Annotated in this window: 14 protein-coding genes; 6 read left to right on the forward strand and 8 right to left on the reverse strand. The window is 43.2% G+C overall.

Features of this window, described 5'->3' with window-relative positions:
• Window positions 1–242 precede the first annotated feature (242 nt).
• Window positions 243–1,727 (reverse strand): glutamate synthase small subunit, encoded by a 1,485-nt coding sequence (gltD, locus tag NST39_RS09660; protein WP_265208251.1) that lies wholly within the window; start codon window positions 1,725–1,727, stop codon window positions 243–245.
• Between the two features lie 16 nt (window positions 1,728–1,743).
• Window positions 1,744–6,315: a glutamate synthase large subunit gene (gltB, locus tag NST39_RS09665; RefSeq protein WP_065098165.1), complete on the reverse strand. Its 4,572-nt coding sequence runs from the start codon at window positions 6,313–6,315 to the stop codon at window positions 1,744–1,746.
• Window positions 6,316–6,468: 153 nt separating this feature from the next.
• On the opposite strand from gltB, the gene NST39_RS09670 reads away from it, so the two are divergent.
• The 3 genes from NST39_RS09670 (at window position 6,469) to NST39_RS09680 (ending at window position 11,025) form a co-directional block, all read left to right on the forward strand.
• Window positions 6,469–7,371: a LysR family transcriptional regulator gene (locus NST39_RS09670; protein ID WP_044141269.1), complete on the forward strand. Its 903-nt coding sequence runs from the start codon at window positions 6,469–6,471 to the stop codon at window positions 7,369–7,371.
• A 94-nt stretch (window positions 7,372–7,465) separates the two neighbouring features.
• Window positions 7,466–9,199, forward strand: coding sequence for an ABC transporter ATP-binding protein (locus tag NST39_RS09675; RefSeq protein WP_341028112.1), 1,734 nt, complete (start codon window positions 7,466–7,468; stop codon window positions 9,197–9,199).
• On the forward strand, window positions 9,196–11,025 hold the full coding sequence (locus NST39_RS09680) for an ABC transporter ATP-binding protein (protein ID WP_341028113.1): 1,830 nt from the start codon (window positions 9,196–9,198) through the stop codon (window positions 11,023–11,025). Before NST39_RS09675 ends, NST39_RS09680 begins: the two co-directional genes overlap by 4 nt.
• 47 nt (window positions 11,026–11,072) lie before the next feature.
• Here NST39_RS09680 and NST39_RS09685 read toward each other — a convergent pair whose 3' ends face one another.
• A complete protein-coding gene (locus NST39_RS09685) occupies window positions 11,073–11,894 on the reverse strand; it encodes a MerR family transcriptional regulator (RefSeq protein ID WP_341028114.1) in 822 nt (273 codons plus the stop codon).
• Window positions 11,895–11,980: 86 nt separating this feature from the next.
• Between NST39_RS09685 and NST39_RS09690 the strand changes: the two genes are divergently transcribed.
• Window positions 11,981–12,550, forward strand: coding sequence for a GNAT family N-acetyltransferase (locus NST39_RS09690; protein ID WP_340960997.1), 570 nt, complete (start codon window positions 11,981–11,983; stop codon window positions 12,548–12,550).
• Between the two features lie 58 nt (window positions 12,551–12,608).
• Here the strand turns inward: NST39_RS09690 and NST39_RS09695 are convergent, their stop codons facing one another.
• From NST39_RS09695 to proC, 3 genes are read right to left on the reverse strand one after another with little or no spacing between them, the layout of a single operon-like run.
• Complete coding sequence (locus tag NST39_RS09695) at window positions 12,609–13,877, reverse strand: glutamate-5-semialdehyde dehydrogenase (protein ID WP_340960996.1); 1,269 nt, start codon at window positions 13,875–13,877, stop codon at window positions 12,609–12,611.
• 18 nt (window positions 13,878–13,895) lie between these two features.
• Complete coding sequence (proB, locus tag NST39_RS09700; RefSeq protein WP_341028116.1) at window positions 13,896–15,014, reverse strand: glutamate 5-kinase; 1,119 nt, start codon at window positions 15,012–15,014, stop codon at window positions 13,896–13,898.
• 27 nt (window positions 15,015–15,041) lie between these two features.
• Complete coding sequence (gene proC, locus NST39_RS09705; protein ID WP_419762306.1) at window positions 15,042–15,839, reverse strand: pyrroline-5-carboxylate reductase; 798 nt, start codon at window positions 15,837–15,839, stop codon at window positions 15,042–15,044.
• Between the two features lie 471 nt (window positions 15,840–16,310).
• Between proC and NST39_RS09710 the strand changes: the two genes are divergently transcribed.
• Complete coding sequence (locus NST39_RS09710; protein WP_341028117.1) at window positions 16,311–17,507, forward strand: cytochrome P450; 1,197 nt, start codon at window positions 16,311–16,313, stop codon at window positions 17,505–17,507.
• 130 nt (window positions 17,508–17,637) lie between these two features.
• Window positions 17,638–19,674 (forward strand): molybdopterin oxidoreductase family protein, encoded by a 2,037-nt coding sequence (locus tag NST39_RS09715; protein ID WP_341028119.1) that lies wholly within the window; start codon window positions 17,638–17,640, stop codon window positions 19,672–19,674.
• A gap of 246 nt (window positions 19,675–19,920) precedes the next feature.
• On the opposite strand, the gene NST39_RS09720 is transcribed toward NST39_RS09715, so the two are convergent.
• Together NST39_RS09720 and xylB are read right to left on the reverse strand one after the other, a co-directional pair.
• The gene (locus tag NST39_RS09720; RefSeq protein ID WP_265208266.1) at window positions 19,921–20,607 is read right to left on the reverse strand and encodes a glycoside hydrolase family 11 protein; all 687 of its coding nucleotides are present in this window, start codon (window positions 20,605–20,607) and stop codon (window positions 19,921–19,923) included.
• An 89-nt stretch (window positions 20,608–20,696) separates the two neighbouring features.
• On the reverse strand, window positions 20,697–22,196 hold the full coding sequence (gene xylB / locus NST39_RS09725; protein WP_341028122.1) for a xylulokinase: 1,500 nt from the start codon (window positions 22,194–22,196) through the stop codon (window positions 20,697–20,699).
• Window position 22,197: the final 1 nt, after the last annotated feature.

Here is a 22,197-nt window from a genome sequence, read left to right on the forward strand (position 1 = left end):
AATATGTCACACGTTTTGACATACCCGTAAATCTAGTGCTTGAACGTTACCTGATGAAAGATAGATTTTCCAATCAGCTCACCCTTCCTTCAGCCAGCACGCTGCCTTTAGTTCGTTCTTTTAGCTGCATCTCCACTAGAGCGGGAAAAAGTGATAGTAAATCAAACCATATCTGAATCATAAAAAGCCATGATCACTATTGGATCATGGCTTTTCTATATCATAAACACCCTTTGTTTGACCTATTTTGGCAGAACCGAACTCCCCATTAAATAACGGTCTACCTCGTGCGCCACTTGTCTGCCTTCATTAATTGCCCAGACAATCAAGCTTTGCCCGCGTCTTGCATCTCCCGCTGCAAATACGCCTTCTACATTTGTTGTATACTCCCCATACTTTGCGTCAATGCGATTGTTTTTGCTGTCCACGCCAAAGTGTTTCACGAGTGGCTGTTCAGTTCCCTCAAAACCAATTGCAATAAAGACTAGCTGAGCCGGCCATACTTTTTCTGTCCCTGGAATCTCATGAAATTCAAACTTCCCATGTTCGTTTTTCACCTTTTCCATTTGAATCGTATGAAGCTCTTTTAATTTTCCATTTTTATCTGCCACAATTTTTGTGGTTTGAATGGAATATTGACGCGGATCTTCCCCGAATTTAGCTTGTGCTTCTTCATAAGCATAATCGAGTGAGAAGACGTAAGGCTGTTCAGGCCACATGTTATCCCCTACACGTGTATCCGGAAGCTTCGGATGCTTCCCGAACTGAACAACACTTTTTGCTTTTTGGCGAAGGGCAGTTGCAACGCAATCCGCACCTGTATCTCCTCCGCCAATGACAATCACGTCTTTTCCTTTTGCATCAATAAAGTTTTTGTCTTTAAATCCTGAATCCAGCATGCTTTTTGTTGCGAGGGTTAAATAATCCATCGCAAGGTGAATCCCTTTAGCTTCCCGGCCTTCAATCAACAGGTCACGCTGCTTTTGTGCACCTGTACACAGGATGACCGCATCAAACTGTTCTTTCAGTTCATCGGCAGTGACATCCACGCCGATTTCTGTGTTCGTTACAAAATCAATGCCTTCTTGTCTCAACAGTTTGACTCTTCGCTCCACTATTTCTTTGTCCAGTTTCATGTTTGGAATGCCGTATGTCAGCAGTCCGCCAAGGCGATCAGACCGTTCGAACACTGTGACGGCGTGACCTGCTTGGTTTAATTGATCAGCACTTGCAAGTCCTGCTGGTCCTGAGCCGACAATGGCAATTTTCCTGCCTGTACGGCTTGAAGGAATTCTCGGTGTGATCCATCCATTTTCAAAGCCTTTATCAATGATCGTGCGTTCGATATTTTTAATTGAAACAGCTGGATCATTGATGGCGACTGTACATGACCCTTCGCAAGGCGCTGGACATACTCTCCCAGTAAATTCAGGGAAATTATTTGTTTTTTGCAGTCTTTCGAGCGCTTCTTTCCATCTCCCGCGATACACAAGGTCGTTCCATTCTGGAATTAAATTGTAGATCGGGCAGCCTGACACGCCGCCTTTGATCTCCATCCCAATTTGACAAAATGGTGTGCCGCAATCCATACATCTAGCGCCCTGCTTCTTCAATACGTCATCTGTATAAGGGGCTGAATATTCTTTCCAGTCATTTTGACGAGTGAGAGGGTCACGTTCATTTGGCTTTTCTCTTTTATAATCCATAAAACCTGTTGCTTTGCCCATTGTCCTCTCCCCTTTCTTAATGAGCGAGGGCTGCTTTTTGCCCGTTTGCCGTTTCTTGATTTTTCGGTTTCGTGTTTGCTTCAAAGGCATACATGACCGCTTCCTCATGACTAAGGCCCGCTTGTTTTTGTTCTTCAATGCTTTGAAGCATCATTTTGTAATTTCTCGGAATGACCTTGATGAATTGATCCTTTTCTTGCGCCCAGTTTTCTAAAAGTGCCGAAGCTTTTGCGCTGTTTGTATAGTGAAGGTGCTCTTGAATCAGCTGTTTCACTTCTTGCTCTTCATCGTGATCTGTGAGTTTTTCAAACATGATCATTTCCATGTTGCACATTCTTTTGAACTGTTTCGCATCGGATGTATGGACATAAGCTACGCCGCCAGACATGCCTGCGCCAAAGTTTTTCCCGACGTCTCCTAAAATGACGACACGTCCGCCAGTCATATATTCACATCCATGATCACCGATTCCTTCAACAACCACCTGCACGCCTGAATTACGAACGGCAAAGCGCTCACCTGCACGCCCGTTAATAAAGGCTTTTCCGCTTGTCGCTCCGTAGAATGCGACGTTTCCGACAATCACATTTTCATGTCCATTTTGTACAAAGTGATCAGATGTTTTGACTGCAATTTTGCCTCCAGAGAGTCCTTTGCCGATATAGTCATTTGAATCACCTGTTAAATAGAGAGACATGCCCTTTGGCACAAAAGCACCGAAGCTTTGTCCTGCGGAACCAGTGAACCTTAGTGTGATCGTATCCTCTGGCAAGCCTTCTTCCCCGTAGCGCTTAGACACTTCACTTCCAGTAATGGTTCCGGCCACACGGTTGATATTGCGAATATTCAATGATAGATCAACCGGTGTTTGATGATTCAGCGCTTCCTGTACATAAGGGAGGATTTCATTCATATCCAGTGATTCATCAATTTTATGATTTTGCGGTGTTCTGAATGTACGAGCTCCTTCTGGCTGATAAAGCAGTGTTTCAAGGTCTAGCTGGCCTGCTTTCCAGTGAGCTTTTGCTCGTTCGCTAACTCCTAGAACATCCGTGCGTCCAATTAATTCATCCATTGATGTAAAGCCAAGTTCCGCTAAGATTTCTCTTACTTCCTCAGCAATAAACATCATGAAATTCACAATGTGGTCAGGATTCCCCATGAATTTTTTGCGAAGCTCTGGATTCTGTGTAGCAACGCCGACTGGGCAAGTATCTAAATGACATGCTCTCATCATCACACAGCCCAATACGACAAGTGGAGCTGTCGCAAAGCCGTATTCTTCTGCTCCTAAAATCGCAGCCATGACCACGTCGCGGCCAGTCATTAACTTTCCGTCCGTTTCAAGAACGACTCTTTCGCGAAGGCCGTTTAACACAAGGGTTTGATGCGCCTCTGCCAAACCGAGTTCCCAAGGAAGTCCTGTGTGTTTAATACTCGTTTTCGGCGAAGCTCCTGTACCGCCGTCGTATCCACTGATGACAATGACATCCGCCGTCCCTTTTGCAACACCTGCTGCAATCGTACCAACACCTGCTTTAGACACAAGCTTGACACTGATGCGGGCATCACGGTTCGCGTTTTTCAAATCATGGATCAGCTGCGCTAAATCCTCGATGGAATAAATATCATGATGCGGCGGTGGTGAAATCAATCCGACGCCTGGTGTAGATCCGCGTACATCGGCGACCCAAGGGTATACTTTATTTCCTGGCAGCTGTCCGCCTTCTCCCGGCTTTGCCCCTTGTGCCATTTTAATTTGCAGTTCATCTGCATTGACTAAATAATGACTCTTTACGCCAAAGCGTCCAGAAGCAATTTGTTTAATCGCACTTCTGCGATCATCGCCACGCTCATCAACTGTAAAGCGAGCAGGATCTTCTCCGCCTTCTCCGCTGTTACTTTTACCGCCAATTCGGTTCATGGCAATGGCAAGTGCTTCGTGCGCTTCTTTACTTAAAGATCCAAATGACATGGCGCCTGTCTTGAATCGGCGCACGATGGATTCAGCAGATTCAACGTCTTCCAAACGAACTGGTTTTTGTTTTGGCTGGAAAGCAAATAAATTTCGAAGGAAGCCGATTCTTTCTTCGTCCGCTGCCTTTGTATATTGCTTAAATAGATCGTAATCTTCATTGCGGCATGCCCACTGAAGCGTATGAATCGTTTTTGGATTAAAGGCATGGTGCTCACCATTTTTTCTCCACTGGAAGTCACTTCCTGATTCGAGTGTTTGGTCAGTCGCTGCCTGATACCCTGCTTCATGACGAAGTTTTGCTTCATGTGCAATGGTCTCAAGGTCAATCCCGCCAAGCTGAGAAGCTGTTCCCGTGAAATACGCCTGAATGACGTCTTCACTAATGCCGACGGCTTCAAAGATTTGCGCTCCTCTGTAGCTTTGCACAGTGGAGATTCCCACTTTAGACATGACTTTGACGACACCTTCGGTTACGCTTTTACCAAACTTTGTGACTGCTTCATCAAAGCTGAAAGAGATCGCTTCTTCTGCAATCAACTGTTTGTACGTTTCATAGACAAGGTAAGGATGGATCGCATCTGCTCCATAGCCAATCAGTGCGGCAAAATGATGAACCTCTCTGACTTCGCCAGATTCAACGATCAGACTAACCTTTGTCCGTAAGCCTTGACGCACAAGATGCTGATGCAGTGCACTTAGCGCCAGAAGTGGTGGAATCGGCACTTTTTCTTCCGTCATTTCACGATCGGAAAGAATTAATAAAGATACACCTTCACGGATCGCTTTTTCCGCCTCTTCAAACATCGCATCCAGCCCGCGCTTTAAATCATCGGTGAAAAGAGTATGAATCGTTTTGCTTTTAAAGGCATTATGAACAATTGTTCTCAAACCGTTAAACTGTCCGCTTGTTAAGACGGGTGTATACAGTTTAATTCGTCGGCATGAATATTCATTCGGATGTAAAATATCTCCTTCAGCACCTAACCACGTCATCGTAGATGTCACAAGCTGCTCACGAATGGCGTCAATCGGCGGGTTCGTCACTTGTGCAAACAGCTGCTTGAAGTAAGAAAACAGAGACTGCGCACGATCTGATAACACAGCAAGCGGAGTGTCGCTTCCCATTGAACCGATTGGGTCCTTGCCTTCTTCTAGTAAAGGAATTAAATACTTTTGAATGTCCTCGTACGTATAATGGAAGGCACGCTGGCGCGTCAATAAATCATCCATTATACTAGAATTTTCTGAATTTTCTTCCGAGCGATTGACGTGCACCATTTCTTCATCAAGCCATTTTTGATAAGGAAGTTCATTGGCAATCGTCGATTTCACTTCTTCGTCAGAAATAATTCGCCCTTCTTCTAAATCAATTAAGAGCATTTTACCTGGCTCAAGACGATCTTTATACTTCACATCCTCTTCATTTGTGTCGATCACACCGACCTCAGAAGAGAAAATGATATGATCATCATTTGTGACATAGTATCTTGCCGGTCTTAATCCGTTTCGGTCTAAGATGGCTCCGATTTGTTTACCATCAGTAAAGGAAATAGCTGTTGGCCCATCCCACGGTTCCATGAGAGAACTATGGTATTCATAAAATGCCCGTTTTTCTTTCGACATGTGCGTGTTTTCAGTCCATGGCTCTGGAATCAGCATCATGGCTGTATGAGCAGGTGTACGGCCTGCAAGCACAAAGAATTCAAAGGCATTGTCTAGAATGGATGAATCACTTCCGTCTGCATTCAGCACTGGCAAAATCTTGTCTAAATCGTCTCCGAAAGCTTCAGATACGAATTGTTGTTCTCTTGCTCTCATCCAATTGATGTTTCCTCTTAGTGTGTTAATTTCACCGTTGTGAATCAAATAGCGGTTTGGATGGGCTCTTTCCCATGTTGGAAATGTATTTGTACTAAATCGTGAATGAACAAGTGAAAATGCAGAAACAAATGTTTCATCCTGAAGATCAAGATAAAAAGCATCGACTTGATCTGATGTTAAAAGCCCCTTGTATACAATGGTTTGACTCGACAGGCTGACAAAGTAAAATTGTTTTTCCTCTGCTGTTCCCCAGTTCTCAGCCTGCTTACGAATGACATATAATTTTCTTTCAAATGACAAACGATCTGTGATCTTGTCGTTTGCCCCGATAAAGACTTGCCTCACAACCGGACAGCTCTTTGCTGCGACAGTACCAATTTTCCCGGCATCAATAGGAACTGTTCTCCAGCCAATTAATGTTTGACCTTCTTGTTTAATGAACCCGTTGATTTTTTGCTCGATGGCTTGGCGCGTTTTCTCGTCATCCTCTTTTGAAAAGAAGACCATTCCTACCCCGTAACGGCCCTTTTCAGGAAGTGCAAAGTCTTTGCAGCTTTTTCTAAAGAAAGCGTCTGGTAGTTGTACCATTAAGCCGGCACCATCACCTGTATACGGATCACTGCCTTGCCCGCCGCGGTGATCAAGCTGGCACAGCATTTGTAATCCCTTTTTGACGATGCTGTGTGTCGCTTCCCCTTTTAAATGAGCGTACAGTCCGATCCCACATGCATCATGTTCAAATTCAGGACGGTAGAGACCTTGTGGTTGTGGTAGTTGATTATAAGTCATCGTTTCTCTCCCCCGTTTAAAAGATCCGTTTTTTCACAGTAATAAAATCTCACAAACTCTGTAACTTATTTTAAGTTTTCAAATTAATATAAACAATATATAATTTAGATGAAAACAATCTCTTTTTGAGATAGATGGGTGTGAAGTGTAAAAATGGAGCTTCGTCAGTTGCGTTATTTTGTAGAAGTCGCAGACCGTGAACACGTGTCAGAAGCGGCTGAAAACTTACATGTTGCCCAATCTGCGATCAGCCGGCAGATTGCGAATTTAGAAGAAGAACTTGGAGTGGCCTTATTCGAACGAGAAGGACGAAATATCAAATTAACGAAGATCGGCAGACAATTTTTAGATCATGTCAGAACGGCACTAAAAGCCATTGATTATGCGAAAGAGCAAATTGATGAATATTTAGATCCGCACAAAGGAACCGTCAATATCGGCTTTCCTACTAGCCTAGCAAGCCAAGTGCTACCTTCTGTTATTTCCGCCTTTAAGCAGGAATACCCAGAGGTCGATTTTTTACTTCGTCAAGGATCCTATAAATTTCTCATTGAAGCTGTAAAAAATCGAGATATTGATCTCGCCTTTTTAGGACCTGTACCGACAAACGATCCTCAAATAGAAGGAAATATTTTGTTTTCAGAAAGCATTTATGCCTTGCTGCCTGTCAGTCACCCCTTTAGCGGACAAAGGAGTATTCATTTAAGTGATTTAAGAAAAGATCATTTCGTGTTATTTCCAGAAGGTTATGTGCTGAGACAAATTGCGGTTGATGCTTGTAAGCAGGCAGGCTATGAGCCAACCATTTCATCTGAAGGAGAAGATTTAGACGCCATTAAAGGTCTCGTATCAGCTGGTATGGGCGTTACCTTATTACCCGAAAGTGCCTTTTATGAAACCACACCGCGCTTTACAGCGAAGATTCCGATCGATTTTCCGCAAGTGAGAAGAACCGTTGGAATTATTGCTTCTAAATCACGAGAAATGTCACCTTCTGCTCATGATTTTTATGTGTTTGTGAAGGATTTCTTTTCTAAAATTGAACAATATAAATAATTTATTAAAACAAGACATTTCATTTGTGGAAATAATCCCTCTTTGTATATGATGGGTTACAGAACAACACACTATATGGAAGAAAGGTATTCGTATGAAATCAATTTTATCGTTTTTAAAGCCGTATCGGCTATCCGTTGTGTCCATTGTGATCCTCACCTTTTTAAGCAGTATGCTCCAGCTATATTTACCGACGCTTACGGCAGATATCGTCGATGTCGGGATCGTCCAAGGAGATATTGCTTACATATGGAAGGTTGGCGGCTGGATGGTGGCTTGTTCTTTACTTGCCATCTTACTCACGATCTGGAAGTCTTACTTGTCATCAAAGACTGCACTTGGCTTCGGGCGTGATATGAGAAGACAGCTGTTTGTGCATGTCGAACAATTTTCACTAGAAGAATTTCAAAGGATCGGGACGTCTTCCTTTATTACAAGATCAACAAATGATGTGAAACAAGTCCAAGATGTCACGATCATGATCTTACAAATGATGACGAGAGCACCACTCATGCTTGTGGGCGGAATTATTTTGGCTGTATCCCGAGATGCTGTCCTGTCTCTCATCTTTTTAGCAGCGCTTCCCCTTCTTGGCGGATTTATCTATTTGGTGTCGAGAAAAGCCATTCCTTTATTCGGTCAGCTTCAGAAAAAAACAGATCGGCTGAATTTAATTATGCGAGAATCTCTTTCAGGCATCCGGGTCATTCGTGCTTTTAACCGTGTAGATGATGAAAAGGAGCGTTTTCAAGAAGCCAACACATCCTACAAGGATACTGGTCTGAGAGTCAACCGTTTAATGGCTTACTTGTTTCCATTTATGCTCATCATCATGAACTTCACAAATATCGGCATTGTCTGGCTAGGTGCAAACCGAATTGATGCCGGAGAGATGGAAGTAGGGAATCTTATTGCCTTTATCCAATATGCGATGATGATTTTAATGGCACTGATTATGCTGTCGATGAGTTTTATTATGGTCCCAAGAGCACAAGCATCAGCTAAACGGATGAATGAAGTGTTAAACATGGAACCGAAAATTCAAGACAATGAAGGAACGGTTACTGACCTGCACGCGCCCGCACAATCCATTCGCTTTGAGGATGTGTCATTTTATTACTCAAATGCTGAAAAGCCGGCAGTTCAAAACATTTCGTTTGAAGCCAAAACTGGCGAAACGACAGCTATTATCGGAAGTACAGGTTCAGGGAAAACCACTCTTCTCCAGCTAATGACGCGCTTCTACGAAGCAACTGAAGGCCGGATTACACTAGATGGTGTAGACATTAGAAAGCTGCCTCAGGAGAAACTAAGAGGCCAGATGGGCTACGTTTCTCAAAAAGCGGTTTTATTTAGTGGAACCATTGCCGATAATGTACGCTTCGGCAGGCAGAATGCAAGCGATGAAGACGTCTGGCAGGCGCTCTGCACGGCGCAGGCAGAAGAATTTGTTTTGCAAAAAGATGGCGGAATCAATGCGGAAATTGACCAGGGCGGATCGAATCTATCTGGCGGTCAAAAGCAGCGTCTGTCTATTGCAAGAGCGCTAGTGAGAAAACCGTCATTCTATCTGTTTGACGATAGTTTCTCAGCACTTGATTACAAAACAGATGCGAAGCTTCGGGCATCATTAGAAGCTGAAAAAGCGCATGCAGCCCTCATCATTGTGGCGCAAAGAATCAGCACAGTGAAGCATAGTGATAAAATCATCGTACTAGATGATGGGAAAATCGCAGGTATCGGAACACATGAACAATTACTGAAGGACAACCTTGTCTATCAAGAGATTGTTGCATCACAGGAAGGTCAGGAGGTGGAGCGAGGATGAGTAAAAAAATGTCTTCCGGCATGGGCCATAAAGGCGGCCACCCTAGAGGACCTGTCGCAAAACCAAAGGAATTTAAGAAAACACTGCTTCGTTTGATTGGCTATTTAAAACCAAGAAAGATTCAATTGATCATTGTCTTCATTGCAGCAGTCGGTTCAACCGTCTTTAACGTCATTAGTCCAAAGCTGCTCGGGGATGCCACCTCTTCCCTGTTTGACAGCTTTACACAAGGAACAGCTGTACAATTTGATGTCATTTCACGAATCTTATGGCTGCTTGTCGTGCTATACGTCGTTGCTGCTCTCTTTTCATTCGTACAGCAATATGTCATGGCGGGTGTCTCCCAACAGACCATTGCTGAATTACGGCAAGAAGCAAATGACAAGCTCACACGTCTCCCCCTTCGGTATTTTGATAAAACAACCCACGGGGACACGCTGAGCCGTGTAATGAATGATATCGATAATATTAATACTTCGCTTCAGCAGGCACTCACCCAAGTGATTACATCTGTTATTACAGTTATTGGGATTGTCGTCATGATGCTATTGATTAGTCCGCTGCTGACCTTGCTTGTTTGTTTAACACTGCCGCTCAGCCTGTTTGCGATTCGCGGCATTACGTCATTTTCTCAAAAGCATTTTAAAGCGCAGCAAAAAGAGCTGGGGATGATCAATGGACATATTAATGAAATGTTCACAGGGCATCAAACGGTTCGTGCGTATGGCTACGAAAAGAAAGCGATCGATACATTTGATCAATTAAACGAACAGCTGTATGAATCATCGAGGAAAGCGCAGTTCATATCCGGTTTAATGATGCCATTGATGACGTTTATCGGGAACCTTGGCTATGTGGCAGTCAGTGTAGCCGGCGGTATTCTTGTGATTAACGGGAATATTCGTGTCGGAGATGTGCAGGCGTTTATCCAATACACGCAGCAAATGTCTCAACCGCTCGTGCAAGCATCAAGCGTCGCCAACTTGGTTCAATCAGCGATTGCTTCTGCTGAAAGGGTGTTTGAAATCCTGGATGAGAAAGAAGAAAGTCCCGAGGAAGATGCAGCAATTGATCTTGAATCACTTTCAGGCGATGTGAGCTTTGAACAAGTTCAATTCGGATATGAAAAAGACCATCCAATTATTAAAGATTTGACTTTAGATGTCAAAGAAGGTCAAACAGTTGCGATTGTCGGGCCAACAGGCGCTGGAAAAACAACCATCATCAATCTTTTAATGCGTTTCTATGAATTAGATCAAGGCTCGATCCGTATCGGCGGCGTCAAAACAACTGATCTCAGCCGTCAGCAAGTACGCGACTTATTTGCAATGGTTCTTCAGGATACGTGGCTTTTTGAAGGGACGATTCATGATAATATTGCCTATGGCAGGCAGAACGTCTCAAAAGAGGATGTCATCAAAGCCGCCAAACATGCTTATGCTAACGACTTCATCCGCACGCTTCCAGACGGATATGACACACTCTTAACAGAAGATGCCGGCAATCTATCCCAAGGTCAGCGCCAGCTGTTAACCATCGCCCGTGCGATTTTATCTGATCCAAAAATCTTAATATTAGATGAAGCGACGAGCAGTGTGGATACACGGACAGAGATGCACATTCAAAAAGCGATGAATGAATTGATGAAAGGCAGAACGAGCTTCGTCATTGCACACAGACTGTCGACGATTAAGGATGCCGACGTTATTCTAGTCATGAAAGATGGCACCATCATTGAAAAAGGAACGCACAGAGAACTCTTAAAACAAAATGGTTTCTATGCAGACTTATATATGAGCCAATTTACGGAGAATCAAGTCGGTTAAATATAAAAAAGGATAGACACGTATCCATGCGGTCTATCCTTTTTTGGTTAATCTAAACGCTTTTTCACTTTTACACTGAGTTTCGTTATATACTCTGCTTCATTTTTAGACAAGAGTGAATGAAGCAAATACTCCTCAAAGACATCTCCATCCAGCGCCATGTCCTCTTTCTCGATTACATCTAACAAGCGCGAATAAGCAGATTCAATCTCTTCATATGATCCTTGATCATACATCACCGCATAAAGGCCCGCAGGTTTTTTAACTGCTTCCGGCGCTTCCATTCGGCAAAACAGCTGATCTGACTGATGATAGTGACGCTGAAGGAACTGCTCTTTTTTTAAGACAGCACCATTTGCGGCAGCCCCTTTTATGCCAATTTCCTTTAGAAAATGTCCAACAATTCGAGATATTTCTTCTACGGATGTATTCATGTCAATCGGGTTCGATGCACTTAATACAACTGGTTCTTCTGGGAGCTCTTGAAACAGCACCTCCCCTATTTTTACAGATGATAGTTCATGCGTCGTCTCCATGACCCGCATAAGAAAAGACTGGATATCTTGAAGTTTTTCAATCTCTTGTTTGACCTTGTCTATTTGTTCTGCTGCTAGGCTTTGGAGCCTTTCGCGGGACGGCTCAGTGAAATATTGTTTTAACTCTTTTATCGGAAATTGCACAGCTCGAAGGGATTGAATCGCTATAAAATGATCAAATTGCTCAAGTGTATAGTAACGGTACCCATTTTCATGAACACCAGCTGGCTTAAATAAATCAATTTTATCGTAATAAAACAAGGTATCTTTCTTTACATCAAATAGCTTGGCAAATTCTCCAGTGAAAAATGTTTTTTGCACATCATTCATCATCATTAAGGCTCCTCTCTTGACTATGGAGTTACTCCACCCTTTATGATAACATGCAGAACACTACTACGCTTGGAAAGGATAAAAACATGAACAACATCACTCAACATGAAGTGACATTAGAACTGGCAAAAAAAGAGGACTTCCCTTCAATGAAAAAAGAGCTACAGAAAGCTTTTACAGCTGGCGTGATCGATGCATTTGGCGATGCGCATGATGGATCGATTCCTCCAGATGAAGTGATTGATGAATCTTTTCAATTGAATGAACACATTGTTTATCATATTATGCTAAATGACGAAAAGGCAGGCGGCGTTGTCATTAAAATCAACCAAGAGACCCAGCACAACTCAGTTGACCTATTATACATCTCTTCATCCTCACACGGAAAAGGCATTGGTCAGGCAGCATGGAAAGCCATCGAGGCGCAATATCCAGAAACGATTGTTTGGGAAGTTGTGACTCCGTATTTTGAAAAACGCAACATTCATTTCTATGTCAATAAGTGCGGCTTTCAAATTGTGGAGTTTTATCATATGAAACATCCAGATCCGAACGCACCTCATGAAACTGATCAAGAAAATCAGCATACTGCACCTGAAGAATTTGAATTTTTTAAGTTTGAGAAAGTGATGAAGAAAACCTGCTCTAGCCAATAAATATCTGCACCAAAAAAACACTACCCCATGAAAAAAGGTAGTGTTTTTTGAATCTCATCTAGCTTCTAATCTGACCGTCACCAGACAGAAGTAACTTCGTTGTTGTGAGTGCTGAAAGCCCCATTGGACCTCTGGCGTGCAGTTTTTGAGTGGAGATACCAATTTCAGCCCCGTATCCAAGTGCACCGCCGTCTGTAAAGCGTGTAGATGCGTTATGATAAACCGCCGCCGCATCGACTTCGTTTAAAAACGTGAGTGCCTGCTCTTCATCCTCTGTCACGATGGCTTCTGAATGTTTTGTACCGTACTTTTCAATATGGTCGATCGCATTCTCGATGGAATCGACTACCTTTACGGCAAGATCAAGACTTAAATATTCATCTGTCCAGTCCACTTCCTCAGCAGGAATGGCATTTGAAAAATGAGACAATGCAGCCTCGTCGCCATGTACGGTGACATGGTGCTCCAGCAGGGCTTCATTCAGCGATGCCGCATTTTCTTTCAGCCAATCGCGATGGATGATTAGCGTCTCAAGTGCATTACATACAGCTGGACGATTCGTTTTTGCATTGATGACAATCTCAATGGCTTTTTTCACATTGGCTGTTTGATCAATAAAGACATGACAGTTTCCTGTTCCTGTTTCAAGAACGGGAATGGTAGATTGTTCAACCACTGTTTTGATTAAAGAAGCTCCGCCTCGCGGAATTAAGACATCAATCCATTCTTTTAGATGAAACATCGCTTGAACCGATGAACGGTCTGTTTGTTCTATCAATTGCACCGCATCACGCGGGATCTTTGTTTGATCCAATGCTTCATGAATCACACTCACAATGGCTTTGTTGGAAGAAATAGCGGAGGAACCGCCTTTTAAAATCACTGCGTTACCTGCTTTAAGGGCAAGCCCTGCTGCATCGACAGTGACATTCGGTCTCGCTTCATAGATCATCCCGATCACGCCGAGCGGTACTCTTCGGCTTTTCACATGCAAGCCATTTTCAAGAGTCCATTCATCCAATATTTCTCCAACAGGATCTGTTAATCTCGTCACAAGCCGCAAGCTTTCGGCAAACTCATGAATTCTTTCTTCATTTAACATTAAACGATCCAAGAGTGCCTCTGAAAAGCCCTTTTCCTTCCCGGCATCTATATCCTTTTGATTCTCTTGCAAGATGAACGTGCTATTTTGTTCTAACGCTTCTGCTAGTTTCAGCAGTGCCTCGTTTTTATCCTCTGTATGAAGTAAACCTAGTTTTTTTGAAACGTACTTTGCTTTTTTTGCTTTTTCTTTGACCGATGTGACAACTTCAGCTGTCAGTGTCATGGAATTCCTCCCTTTTGGTTAGCAAACTGGTATCGATAGATCTAAATGACAAACAAATGCTTCAAGATCGACGACATGCACTACTTCATCCTGCAAGAAGTCACGCTTTTGGATGAGTTCATCTGACGAATAATTCACAATGCCCAGTCCGATTTCTCTTTCATCTTGATCTAAAATACGGACGACATCCCTTTTTTTAAACGAACCCTTCACATTGACAATGCCATCGGAATCGAGGCTTCTCTCACGGTGCATGAGGAGTTCCTGTGTTTTCTCACGAATGACGATCTCGCCTTTTGGTCCAGAATGAAAGGCAATCCACTGCTTCTTGTAATTCAGCGGTGCTAAATTTTCATCAGCAGTAAAATAAGTGCCGTCCTCTGTTCCATTAATGGCTTTGTCTAAAATGTGAGGCGTATCCGCTTTTCCTAAAAAGCCATTGATACCAGCGGCCATTGAAATTTTAAACGCATCGAGCTTTGATTTCATTCCGCCTGTGCCCACACTGCTGCCTGCATCTCCAGCCGCTGCTTCGATGTCTTCTGTGATGTCTGTGACTTCCAGAATTCGCTTCGCATTTGGGTTTGTATGCGGGTTATCTTCATACAAGCCATCAATATCAGATAAAATGGCAAGGAAATTCGCATCAATGAGTCCAGCTACTTTTGCAGACAATGTATCGTTATCTCCGAACTTCAAGCGGTTAATCGTCACTGTATCATTTTCATTGATAATCGGAATAATGCCTCGATCTAATAACACATTCATCGTGTTGCGCACATTTTGATAGCGTGTTTCATCTGAAAAATCACTTCTTGTGATTAAAAGCTGTGAGGCAATATAACCGTGTGATAAAAATAAAGTAGAATATGATTCCATTAAAAGGCCTTGCCCGATTGAGGCAGATGCCTGTTTTTCCGGCAGTGTTTTGGGTCTATCGATAAATCCTAGTTTTCGGTAGCCAGCTGCAACCGCACCAGATGAAACCAAAATGACTTCGTGCCCTTCATCTTTGAGTTTCACAATTTGATTGACGAGGTTTTCTAGTTTTTTTAAACTAATCTCTCCTTGAAAGCTAGTAAGAGAGCTGCTTCCGATTTTTACAACAATTCGTTTTCTCTCTTTATCTGCGTACACCTTATCACTCCTGTACCTGAGCTCTATTTATATAGATACTTTTTGTTTTTGCTGTTTGCTGATCTCTTTTGATCGATTGGTAGCATGTTTGACGGCCTGCTTGATTGCTTCTCCTCCGCCAAAATCATCTAATGCATTCAGTCCTGCAGCTGTTGTTCCATTTGGTGACGTAATTTTCTCTCTCAGAGTAGAAGGGTTTTCCTCTGTTTCTTGCAGCATTTTCGCAGCGCCGAGAAGTGTCTGCGCGCCAATTTGGCGAGACAATTCCTTAGATAAACCTGCTTCTTCTCCTGCTTCTTCGATTCTTTCCATTAAGAAATAAAAATAGGCTGGTCCGCTTCCGGCAATTCCAGTAAAAATATCCATTTGCTCTTCCTGAATGGTATACACTTCGCCCATTTCAGATAAAAGAGCCTGACTCATGCTGATATGGTCGTCTTTCACATAACGTCCAGCACATAAAGCGGTCGCTGAAGCCCCGATCGTACTTGACGTATTCGGCATGACCCTCATCACGGGCTGCCCTTCATGCAACATATCTTCAATATACGATTGCTTCACGCCTGCAAGGACAGACATAATCAGCTGGTCTCTCTGAATATGAGGTTTTAACGATTCAAGTGCTGTTTCAGCATCCTTTGGCTTCATGGCCAGGATCAACATATCCATTTCTTCAAAAGGAAAAGAATCCATTGTGGCTGTTTGTATTCCGTAACGTGTCGTTAGTTCATTCAATCGAAGTTGATTTTGTCTGTTTGTTGCGTAAATTTGGCCTAGCGGCATTTGTCCTGATCGCACAATCCCTGCAATCATTCCTTCCGCCATAGAACCTGCTCCAATGAAAGCAACTTTCTTTTGATCAATGATATTGATCCTCTCCCTTGTTCGCTTTTTGTTCGTGTTTTTCGCACGTTAGTTATCGTAACATGATGAGAAATCGTGTCAAGAAAGAGCCAGCGCTTTTCAAAAGTCCCGAATACGCGTTCAACCGCTTGCTGTATGTATACTGACTGCACTTTTGCAAAACAATAATTTAGATCTAAAGAACTATATGCATTTGCATCATAGTACCCTTTCGTTCGACTGAATTCCCCATTTTATTTTTGGTTTCGGTGACTTCAATTCTATTTTATAGAAAGCGCTATCATTTCTAATGGATTTCTATTTTCCTATATGACGAATGTGCTTGAATCTCCCGATTAGACTATTGACATATTTTAGAAAACATGTCCGTTGAAATGATATTTTACGGGTGATACCGTGAAAGGGAAACTAAGTGAAAAAGGAGCGTTCATAATGAAAGTGAAAGAAAACTATATCAATGTCATTCCAATGAGAGAAATCCGTTCGACCGATGACCTTCTTTTCCCGTTCCCTATTTACAATGAGCTACGTGCGCAGAGTGATATTAGATATGATGAAACAAGAAAGTGCTGGGATCTCTTTCGATATGCGGATATCCAGTCTGTTCTGAAGCAGCCAAAAGTGTTCTCATCACAGCGAGGAAGAAGCACGACAAAAACGAGTATTTTAACGATGGACCCACCAAAGCATACAAAAATGAGAGCACTCGTCAATAAAGCATTCACGCCAAAAGCGATTAAACAATTAGAAGATAACATTAAAGACCTGACACATGACCTGCTGCAACAAGTCAAGGATCAGCGTACGTTTGATATCGCGGAAGATCTAGCAGCTCCCCTGCCTGTCATGATTATTGCTGAGCTTCTCGGCGCAGAGGTAAAGGATAGAGCGTTCATTAAGAAACATTCTGATGCCCTAGTAGCAGGTGCAAAGGATGAATCAAAAGAAGCCCTTCAAGCAGTAGTCGATATGCAGAAACGCGCAGAGGAAGAGCTGTCCACTTATTTTGCTCACTTGATCCAAAAACGAAAAGAATCCCCTGCTGATGACCTGATCTCACTTCTTATTCAAGCAGAAATCGACGGTGAGCGTTTAACCGAGAATGAACTACTTGGTTTTTGTATTCTATTACTTGTTGCTGGTAATGAGACAACGACCAATTTGATTACAAATACAGTAAGACTGCTAACAGAGCAGCCGCATATCGCCGAAGCAGTACGGCAAGATCCTTCTCTTATTCCTCAATTGACCGAGGAAACGTTGCGCTATTACCCGCCTGTTCAAGCCATTGGGCGAATCGCGGCCGAGGATGTTGAGATTGCAGGCTCAAAAATTAAAAAAGGAGACTATCTCATTAATTGGGTCGCTTCAGCAAATCGCGATGAACAGAAATTTGACGATCCAGATACGTTCCGTCTTGACCGGAAATCAAACCCACATATGAGCTTTGGCTTTGGTATTCATTTTTGTCTCGGTGCACCGCTTGCCCGCCTTGAAAGTAACATTGCCCTTGAGGTCTTACTCCAGACGTTTCAAGACATCACCTGTGCGGCAGATCAGCTAAAACCTATTCAAAGCACATTTGTTTTTGGGGTAAAAGAATTTCCTGTACAGGCCATCCGTTTTTAAAAGTCCCTCTTGAGGGGCTTTTTTTCATTTTCTTCAATTCATCATCTCTTTCTTACCTTCCACCCCCGAACATGCTAAAATAAAGTCCATATAAAGTGATAACGGATTTCAGAAAAGGAGCCAAAAATTCATGACCGATTATACAGCAATGAAAGACGGAATATTCAAATCAGTTTGTTCGTTAGATTGCCCAGATCAGTGCGGTCTTTTGATACATAAAGAAAATGGAAAGATCGTAAAAGTGCAGGGAGATCCAGACCACCCCGTCACCCAAGGCAACATATGTAACAAAGTGAGGAATGTCACAGCCCGTTTATATGATGAAAAGCGACTGACCACTCCTTTGAAGCGTGTTGGCCGCAAAGGCGATGGACAATTTGCCCCGATTACGTGGGAAGAAGCCATTGAAACCATTCGGCAAAAATGGACAAAACTGATTGAAGAAAAAGGTCCAGAAAGTATTCTGCCTTACAGCTTTTATGGGAATATGGGCAATCTGAATGCAGAAGGCATGGACCGCCGCTTTTTCTATCGTCTTGGTTCAAGTCAATTAGACCGGACCATCTGTCAGTCAGCAGGAACGACTGGCTATAAATATACAATGGGTGCAAGCATTGGGACAGATCCAGAAGAGACCATTCATACGAAACTATTCATCTTTTGGGGCATCAATGCCGTGTCGACCAATATGCACCAAATCACCCTTGCACAAAAAGCGCGAAAGCAAGGAGCAAAGATTGTCGTGATTGATGTTCACAAGAACCAAACTGGACGGATGGCAGATTGGTTCATTCCGCTTCGACCTGGTACTGACAGTGCACTTGCCCTTGGCATCATGCATGTCCTTTTTAAAGAAGGACTGACAGATGAAGCCTTTTTAGAATCTTATACAACCGGTCATAAGGAGCTACGTGAGCATGTGAAGCAGTATGATCCAGACACTGTTGAGGGCATCACTGGGGTTTCTAAAGAGGATATCCATAAACTTGCAAGAATGTACGCAGAAACATCGCCATCTCTTATTCGTATTGGCAATGGTTTGCAGCACCATGATAATGGCGGGATGAGTATTCGAACCATTTCCTGCCTCCCTGCCCTAACTGGTCAGTGGCTCCACAAGGGCGGCGGTGCGATGAAATCAAACTCTTCTTTTCTCAGCTATAATGAAACAGCTCTTCAGCGGCCGGATTTATTAAAGGAACGCACGCCTAGATCATTTAATATGAATCAGCTGGGCAGTGTGCTGACAAATGCAGCGCCTTCCATTGATTCACTCTTTGTTTACTCGTCTAACCCAGCCGTTGTCGCGCCTGAAGCAAATAAAGTAAGAGAAGGTTTGCTGAGAGATGACTTATTTACAGTCGTTCATGATCTATTTCTGACAGAGACAGCTAAGTATGCAGACATTGTCCTGCCGGCAACATCCGCTTTTGAAAATGAGGATTTCTATACATCATACTGGCACCATTATATTCAAATTCAAGAGCCAGTGATTGAACGCTATGGAGAAAGCAAATCCAATACAGAAGTGTTCCGCTTGTTAGCCCATGCGATGGGCTTTGAAGATGAAGCCTTCCGCGAGACAGATGCGGAACTCATGGAACAAGCCCTTCATCATCCAGAAAATCCGCATTATGAGGACATTTCATACGAGGCATTAAAAGAAAAGAAATGGATCAAAGCAAAACGAGGACCTTTCCAAGACTTAAAGCTCTCTACCCCGAGCGGCAAAATTGAGCTTTATTCTGAACAAATGAAAAAAGACGGATATCCAGCACTGCCAACCTACGTGCCCCTTTATCAGGAAAGCGAATATCCGCTTACCTTTATACCGGGACCAAATCATAATTTCCTTAACTCGACCTTCTCACTTCATGAAAAGCATCAAAAGCTCGAGAAGTTTCCTAAGCTTCACATGAATGAAGTTGATGCAAAGGCAAGAGAGATTGAAGATGGTGACATGGTGCGTGTGCTGAATGACCGCGGAGAATGCGAGCTTGTCGTGTCAGTCGGTCACAATGTATTACCTGGTGTTGTGGTCAGTCAAGGATTATGGGCAGATCAAAAAGGCAAAAAACAGCTAGTCAACGGACTAACACCTGATCGGCTAGCAGATATGGGCGGCGGTGCGACGTTCTTTTCTGGTAGAGTGGAAGTTGAAAAATGATCATAGACAGAAGAAAAGCCAGCAAAAACTGCTGGCTTCAGCGTGTAGACAAACCCTCGCATTCGGTGTCAGTCCTGTGCTCCGGTGCTCACGAATGTCAAATTCGCTCCGCTCCGATGCTCGTCCTTCCTAGACTTCAAAGGTTTTCTATCACGCTGAAAAGAAGACAAAGGGCTAAAATAAAATCATTTTAGCCCTTTATCAACAATCTAAAGCCAGCAAAAACTGCTGGCTTTTTAATGCTTTCTATTGACCAATAAACAACTGGTTGGTCATTACATTCGCACTTCCGTTGCTTTGATAGCCTTCTACAGTAAATGCCGTTTCATACATTTTGCCCATTGGCATCCCTAAGCTTTCCCATTTTTTGAAATGTGCACTGACAGATACCGTTCCACTCGTACGTTTCGATTGACGTACACTCCAATATTGCTTGAAGGTCGCAATTCCAATAATGGAAGGCTGATTGACACGGGTCGACTCATAAATGTCATACGTGCCCCCATCTGCATAAAATGATCCTTTATACGTTCCTGTTGGGCGATATGTGCCCCATGAATCAACAATGTAGTATTCTGCTAGTGGAGATTGTGTCCAGCCATAGACACATAAGTAGGAATTCCCACCTGGGTTAAAGCTTGCGTTGTAATTGATAGAGATGTTGCCAAGCTGATGATGAGTTTTAGTGGAATCAAACTTCTTTCCTTTTCTAAATAAAGCATTATTAATATTGTTCCAGCCTGCACTAAATGCCCCGCCGTTATTAAGTGTCATCGAGGTGTTTCCATGATCCTTCCATAATTCGTAATCATACCCGCTATGTGTACCTACTTCATTATTATAAATCGTTTTCGCATAAGCTGGTACAGCAGTCAGTGTCAACACAAACCCAATACACATCACAAACAACAGCCTCAATCTTTTCAAATTCATTTTCCATCCCTCTCCTTTTTCATTAAAATTGTTCTGCCTTCTCTAAGATGAAGCGAGCTCATCACCTCCTCTCATATCACCATTCTCTGCTAGACGGAACGGTATTGTTCTAACCCGGCATGGATGTCTCTTGTTTGTGTATAGATCTTTTGATACAGATGAAATAGATCAGCATATATACTTGCATGTTGCTGCTCTGGCTCATAGACAGCAGCTTGATGAATAAACTGATCTGCACATGTCTCAAGCGATGGATACCAGCCGCAACCAACGGCGGCCAGCATAGCTGCACCTAAAGCAGGCCCTTGTTCATTGTCTAACTGGATGACCTCAGCCTGAAAAATGTCTGCTTGCATTTGAAGCCATGTCCGGCTTCTTGCACCGCCCCCAATGGAGACAATAGAATCTATGTGTTTTCCTGCTTGCCGGAATAAGGCAATAGATTCATTTAACGAGAAGGTAATCCCTTCTAGCACAGCCCTGACGACATGCGCCCTTTCATGTCGGCTGTCTAAACCAATCAAGCTTCCACGAATGGTAGAATCCGCATGAGGTGTTCTCTCCCCTACTAAATATGGCGTGAAGAGCAATCCATTCGCTCCTGGCGCGACATCAACTGCACCCTCTAAAAGTGATTGGAACGATTCCTCTGGAGCCAGTAAATGTTTTACCCAATTAAGGCTATATCCTGCTGAAAGGGTGACACCCATTGTGTAGAAAGCATCTTTTTTTGCATGATGGAACAAATGCAAGTTTCCTTTAAGCTCTCTTTCATGATCCTCTTCGTAAGAGAGAATGACGCCAGATGTACCAATGCTGCATAACGTGCGGCCAGAGGATAAAATACCAGCACCAATTGCTCCGCAAGCATTGTCTGCCCCGCCAGCAAAGACTTTTGCCCCCTCTTCGATCCCCGTCTCACGTGCAATGTGCGGAAATAGTGTACCAACCTCTTCCTCTGATGAGATCAGCGGCGGACAAATATGAGGAGGAATATCAAATGCCTGACAAATTTCTTCACTCCACGCTTGCTCTCCAATATTTAATAACAAGGTGCCAGCCGCATCAGAATAATCGATATGAACAGAACCTGTTAATCGAAATCTGACATAATCTTTTGGGAGTAAAAACATGTCGATTTGTTGATCAATTTCTGGTTCATGCTCCTTTACCCATAATAATTTTGGCAGTGTGAATCCTTCAAGCGCTTGATTTTTCGTGATCTGTTGGAGCCGTTCCCCCAGTTTTTTTGTAATATGTGTACATTGCGCTGTCGTTCGTGTATCATTCCATAAAATCGCAGGGCGGAGCACCTCGCGGGATTCATTTAAAAGAACAAGACCATGCATCTGTCCAGAAAAGCTGATGCCCTCTACTTTCTTTGAAAGGACAGGCTGTCTTGCCATCAGTTCTTTCATCGCAGCCACTGTCTGCTCAACCCAATCCTCTGGGTTCTGTTCACAATATCCAGGTTTATGTTGAATGAGGCGGTAAGGCTTAGTGGCCTCGCCGCACACCTTTCCATCCTCATCGACTAATATGGCTTTGACTCCGCTCGTTCCAAGATCAATTCCCATCACATACTTCATG

The sequence above is a fragment of the Bacillus sp. FSL W8-0645 genome (assembly GCF_038007905.1).
Classification (GTDB): domain Bacteria; phylum Bacillota; class Bacilli; order Bacillales; family Bacillaceae; genus Bacillus; species Bacillus pumilus.

What these genes read in the sequence shown, in the direction of transcription:
- gltD (WP_265208251.1), bottom strand. Translation starts at nt 1,727, where the DNA reads ATGGGCAAAGCAACAGGTTTTATGGATTATAAAAGAGAAAAGCCAAAT.
- gltB (WP_065098165.1), bottom strand. Translation starts at nt 6,315, where the DNA reads ATGACTTATAATCAACTACCACAACCACAAGGTCTCTACCGTCCTGAA.
- NST39_RS09670 (WP_044141269.1), top strand. Translation starts at nt 6,469, where the DNA reads ATGGAGCTTCGTCAGTTGCGTTATTTTGTAGAAGTCGCAGACCGTGAA.
- NST39_RS09675 (WP_341028112.1), top strand. Translation starts at nt 7,466, where the DNA reads ATGAAATCAATTTTATCGTTTTTAAAGCCGTATCGGCTATCCGTTGTG.
- NST39_RS09680 (WP_341028113.1), top strand. Translation starts at nt 9,196, where the DNA reads ATGAGTAAAAAAATGTCTTCCGGCATGGGCCATAAAGGCGGCCACCCT.
- NST39_RS09685 (WP_341028114.1), bottom strand. Translation starts at nt 11,894, where the DNA reads ATGATGAATGATGTGCAAAAAACATTTTTCACTGGAGAATTTGCCAAG.
- NST39_RS09690 (WP_340960997.1), top strand. Translation starts at nt 11,981, where the DNA reads ATGAACAACATCACTCAACATGAAGTGACATTAGAACTGGCAAAAAAA.
- NST39_RS09695 (WP_340960996.1), bottom strand. Translation starts at nt 13,877, where the DNA reads ATGACACTGACAGCTGAAGTTGTCACATCGGTCAAAGAAAAAGCAAAA.
- proC (WP_419762306.1), bottom strand. Translation starts at nt 15,839, where the DNA reads ATGGCGGAAGGAATGATTGCAGGGATTGTGCGATCAGGACAAATGCCG.
- NST39_RS09710 (WP_341028117.1), top strand. Translation starts at nt 16,311, where the DNA reads ATGAAAGTGAAAGAAAACTATATCAATGTCATTCCAATGAGAGAAATC.
- NST39_RS09715 (WP_341028119.1), top strand. Translation starts at nt 17,638, where the DNA reads ATGACCGATTATACAGCAATGAAAGACGGAATATTCAAATCAGTTTGT.
- NST39_RS09720 (WP_265208266.1), bottom strand. Translation starts at nt 20,607, where the DNA reads ATGAATTTGAAAAGATTGAGGCTGTTGTTTGTGATGTGTATTGGGTTT.
- xylB (WP_341028122.1), bottom strand. Translation starts at nt 22,196, where the DNA reads ATGAAGTATGTGATGGGAATTGATCTTGGAACGAGCGGAGTCAAAGCC.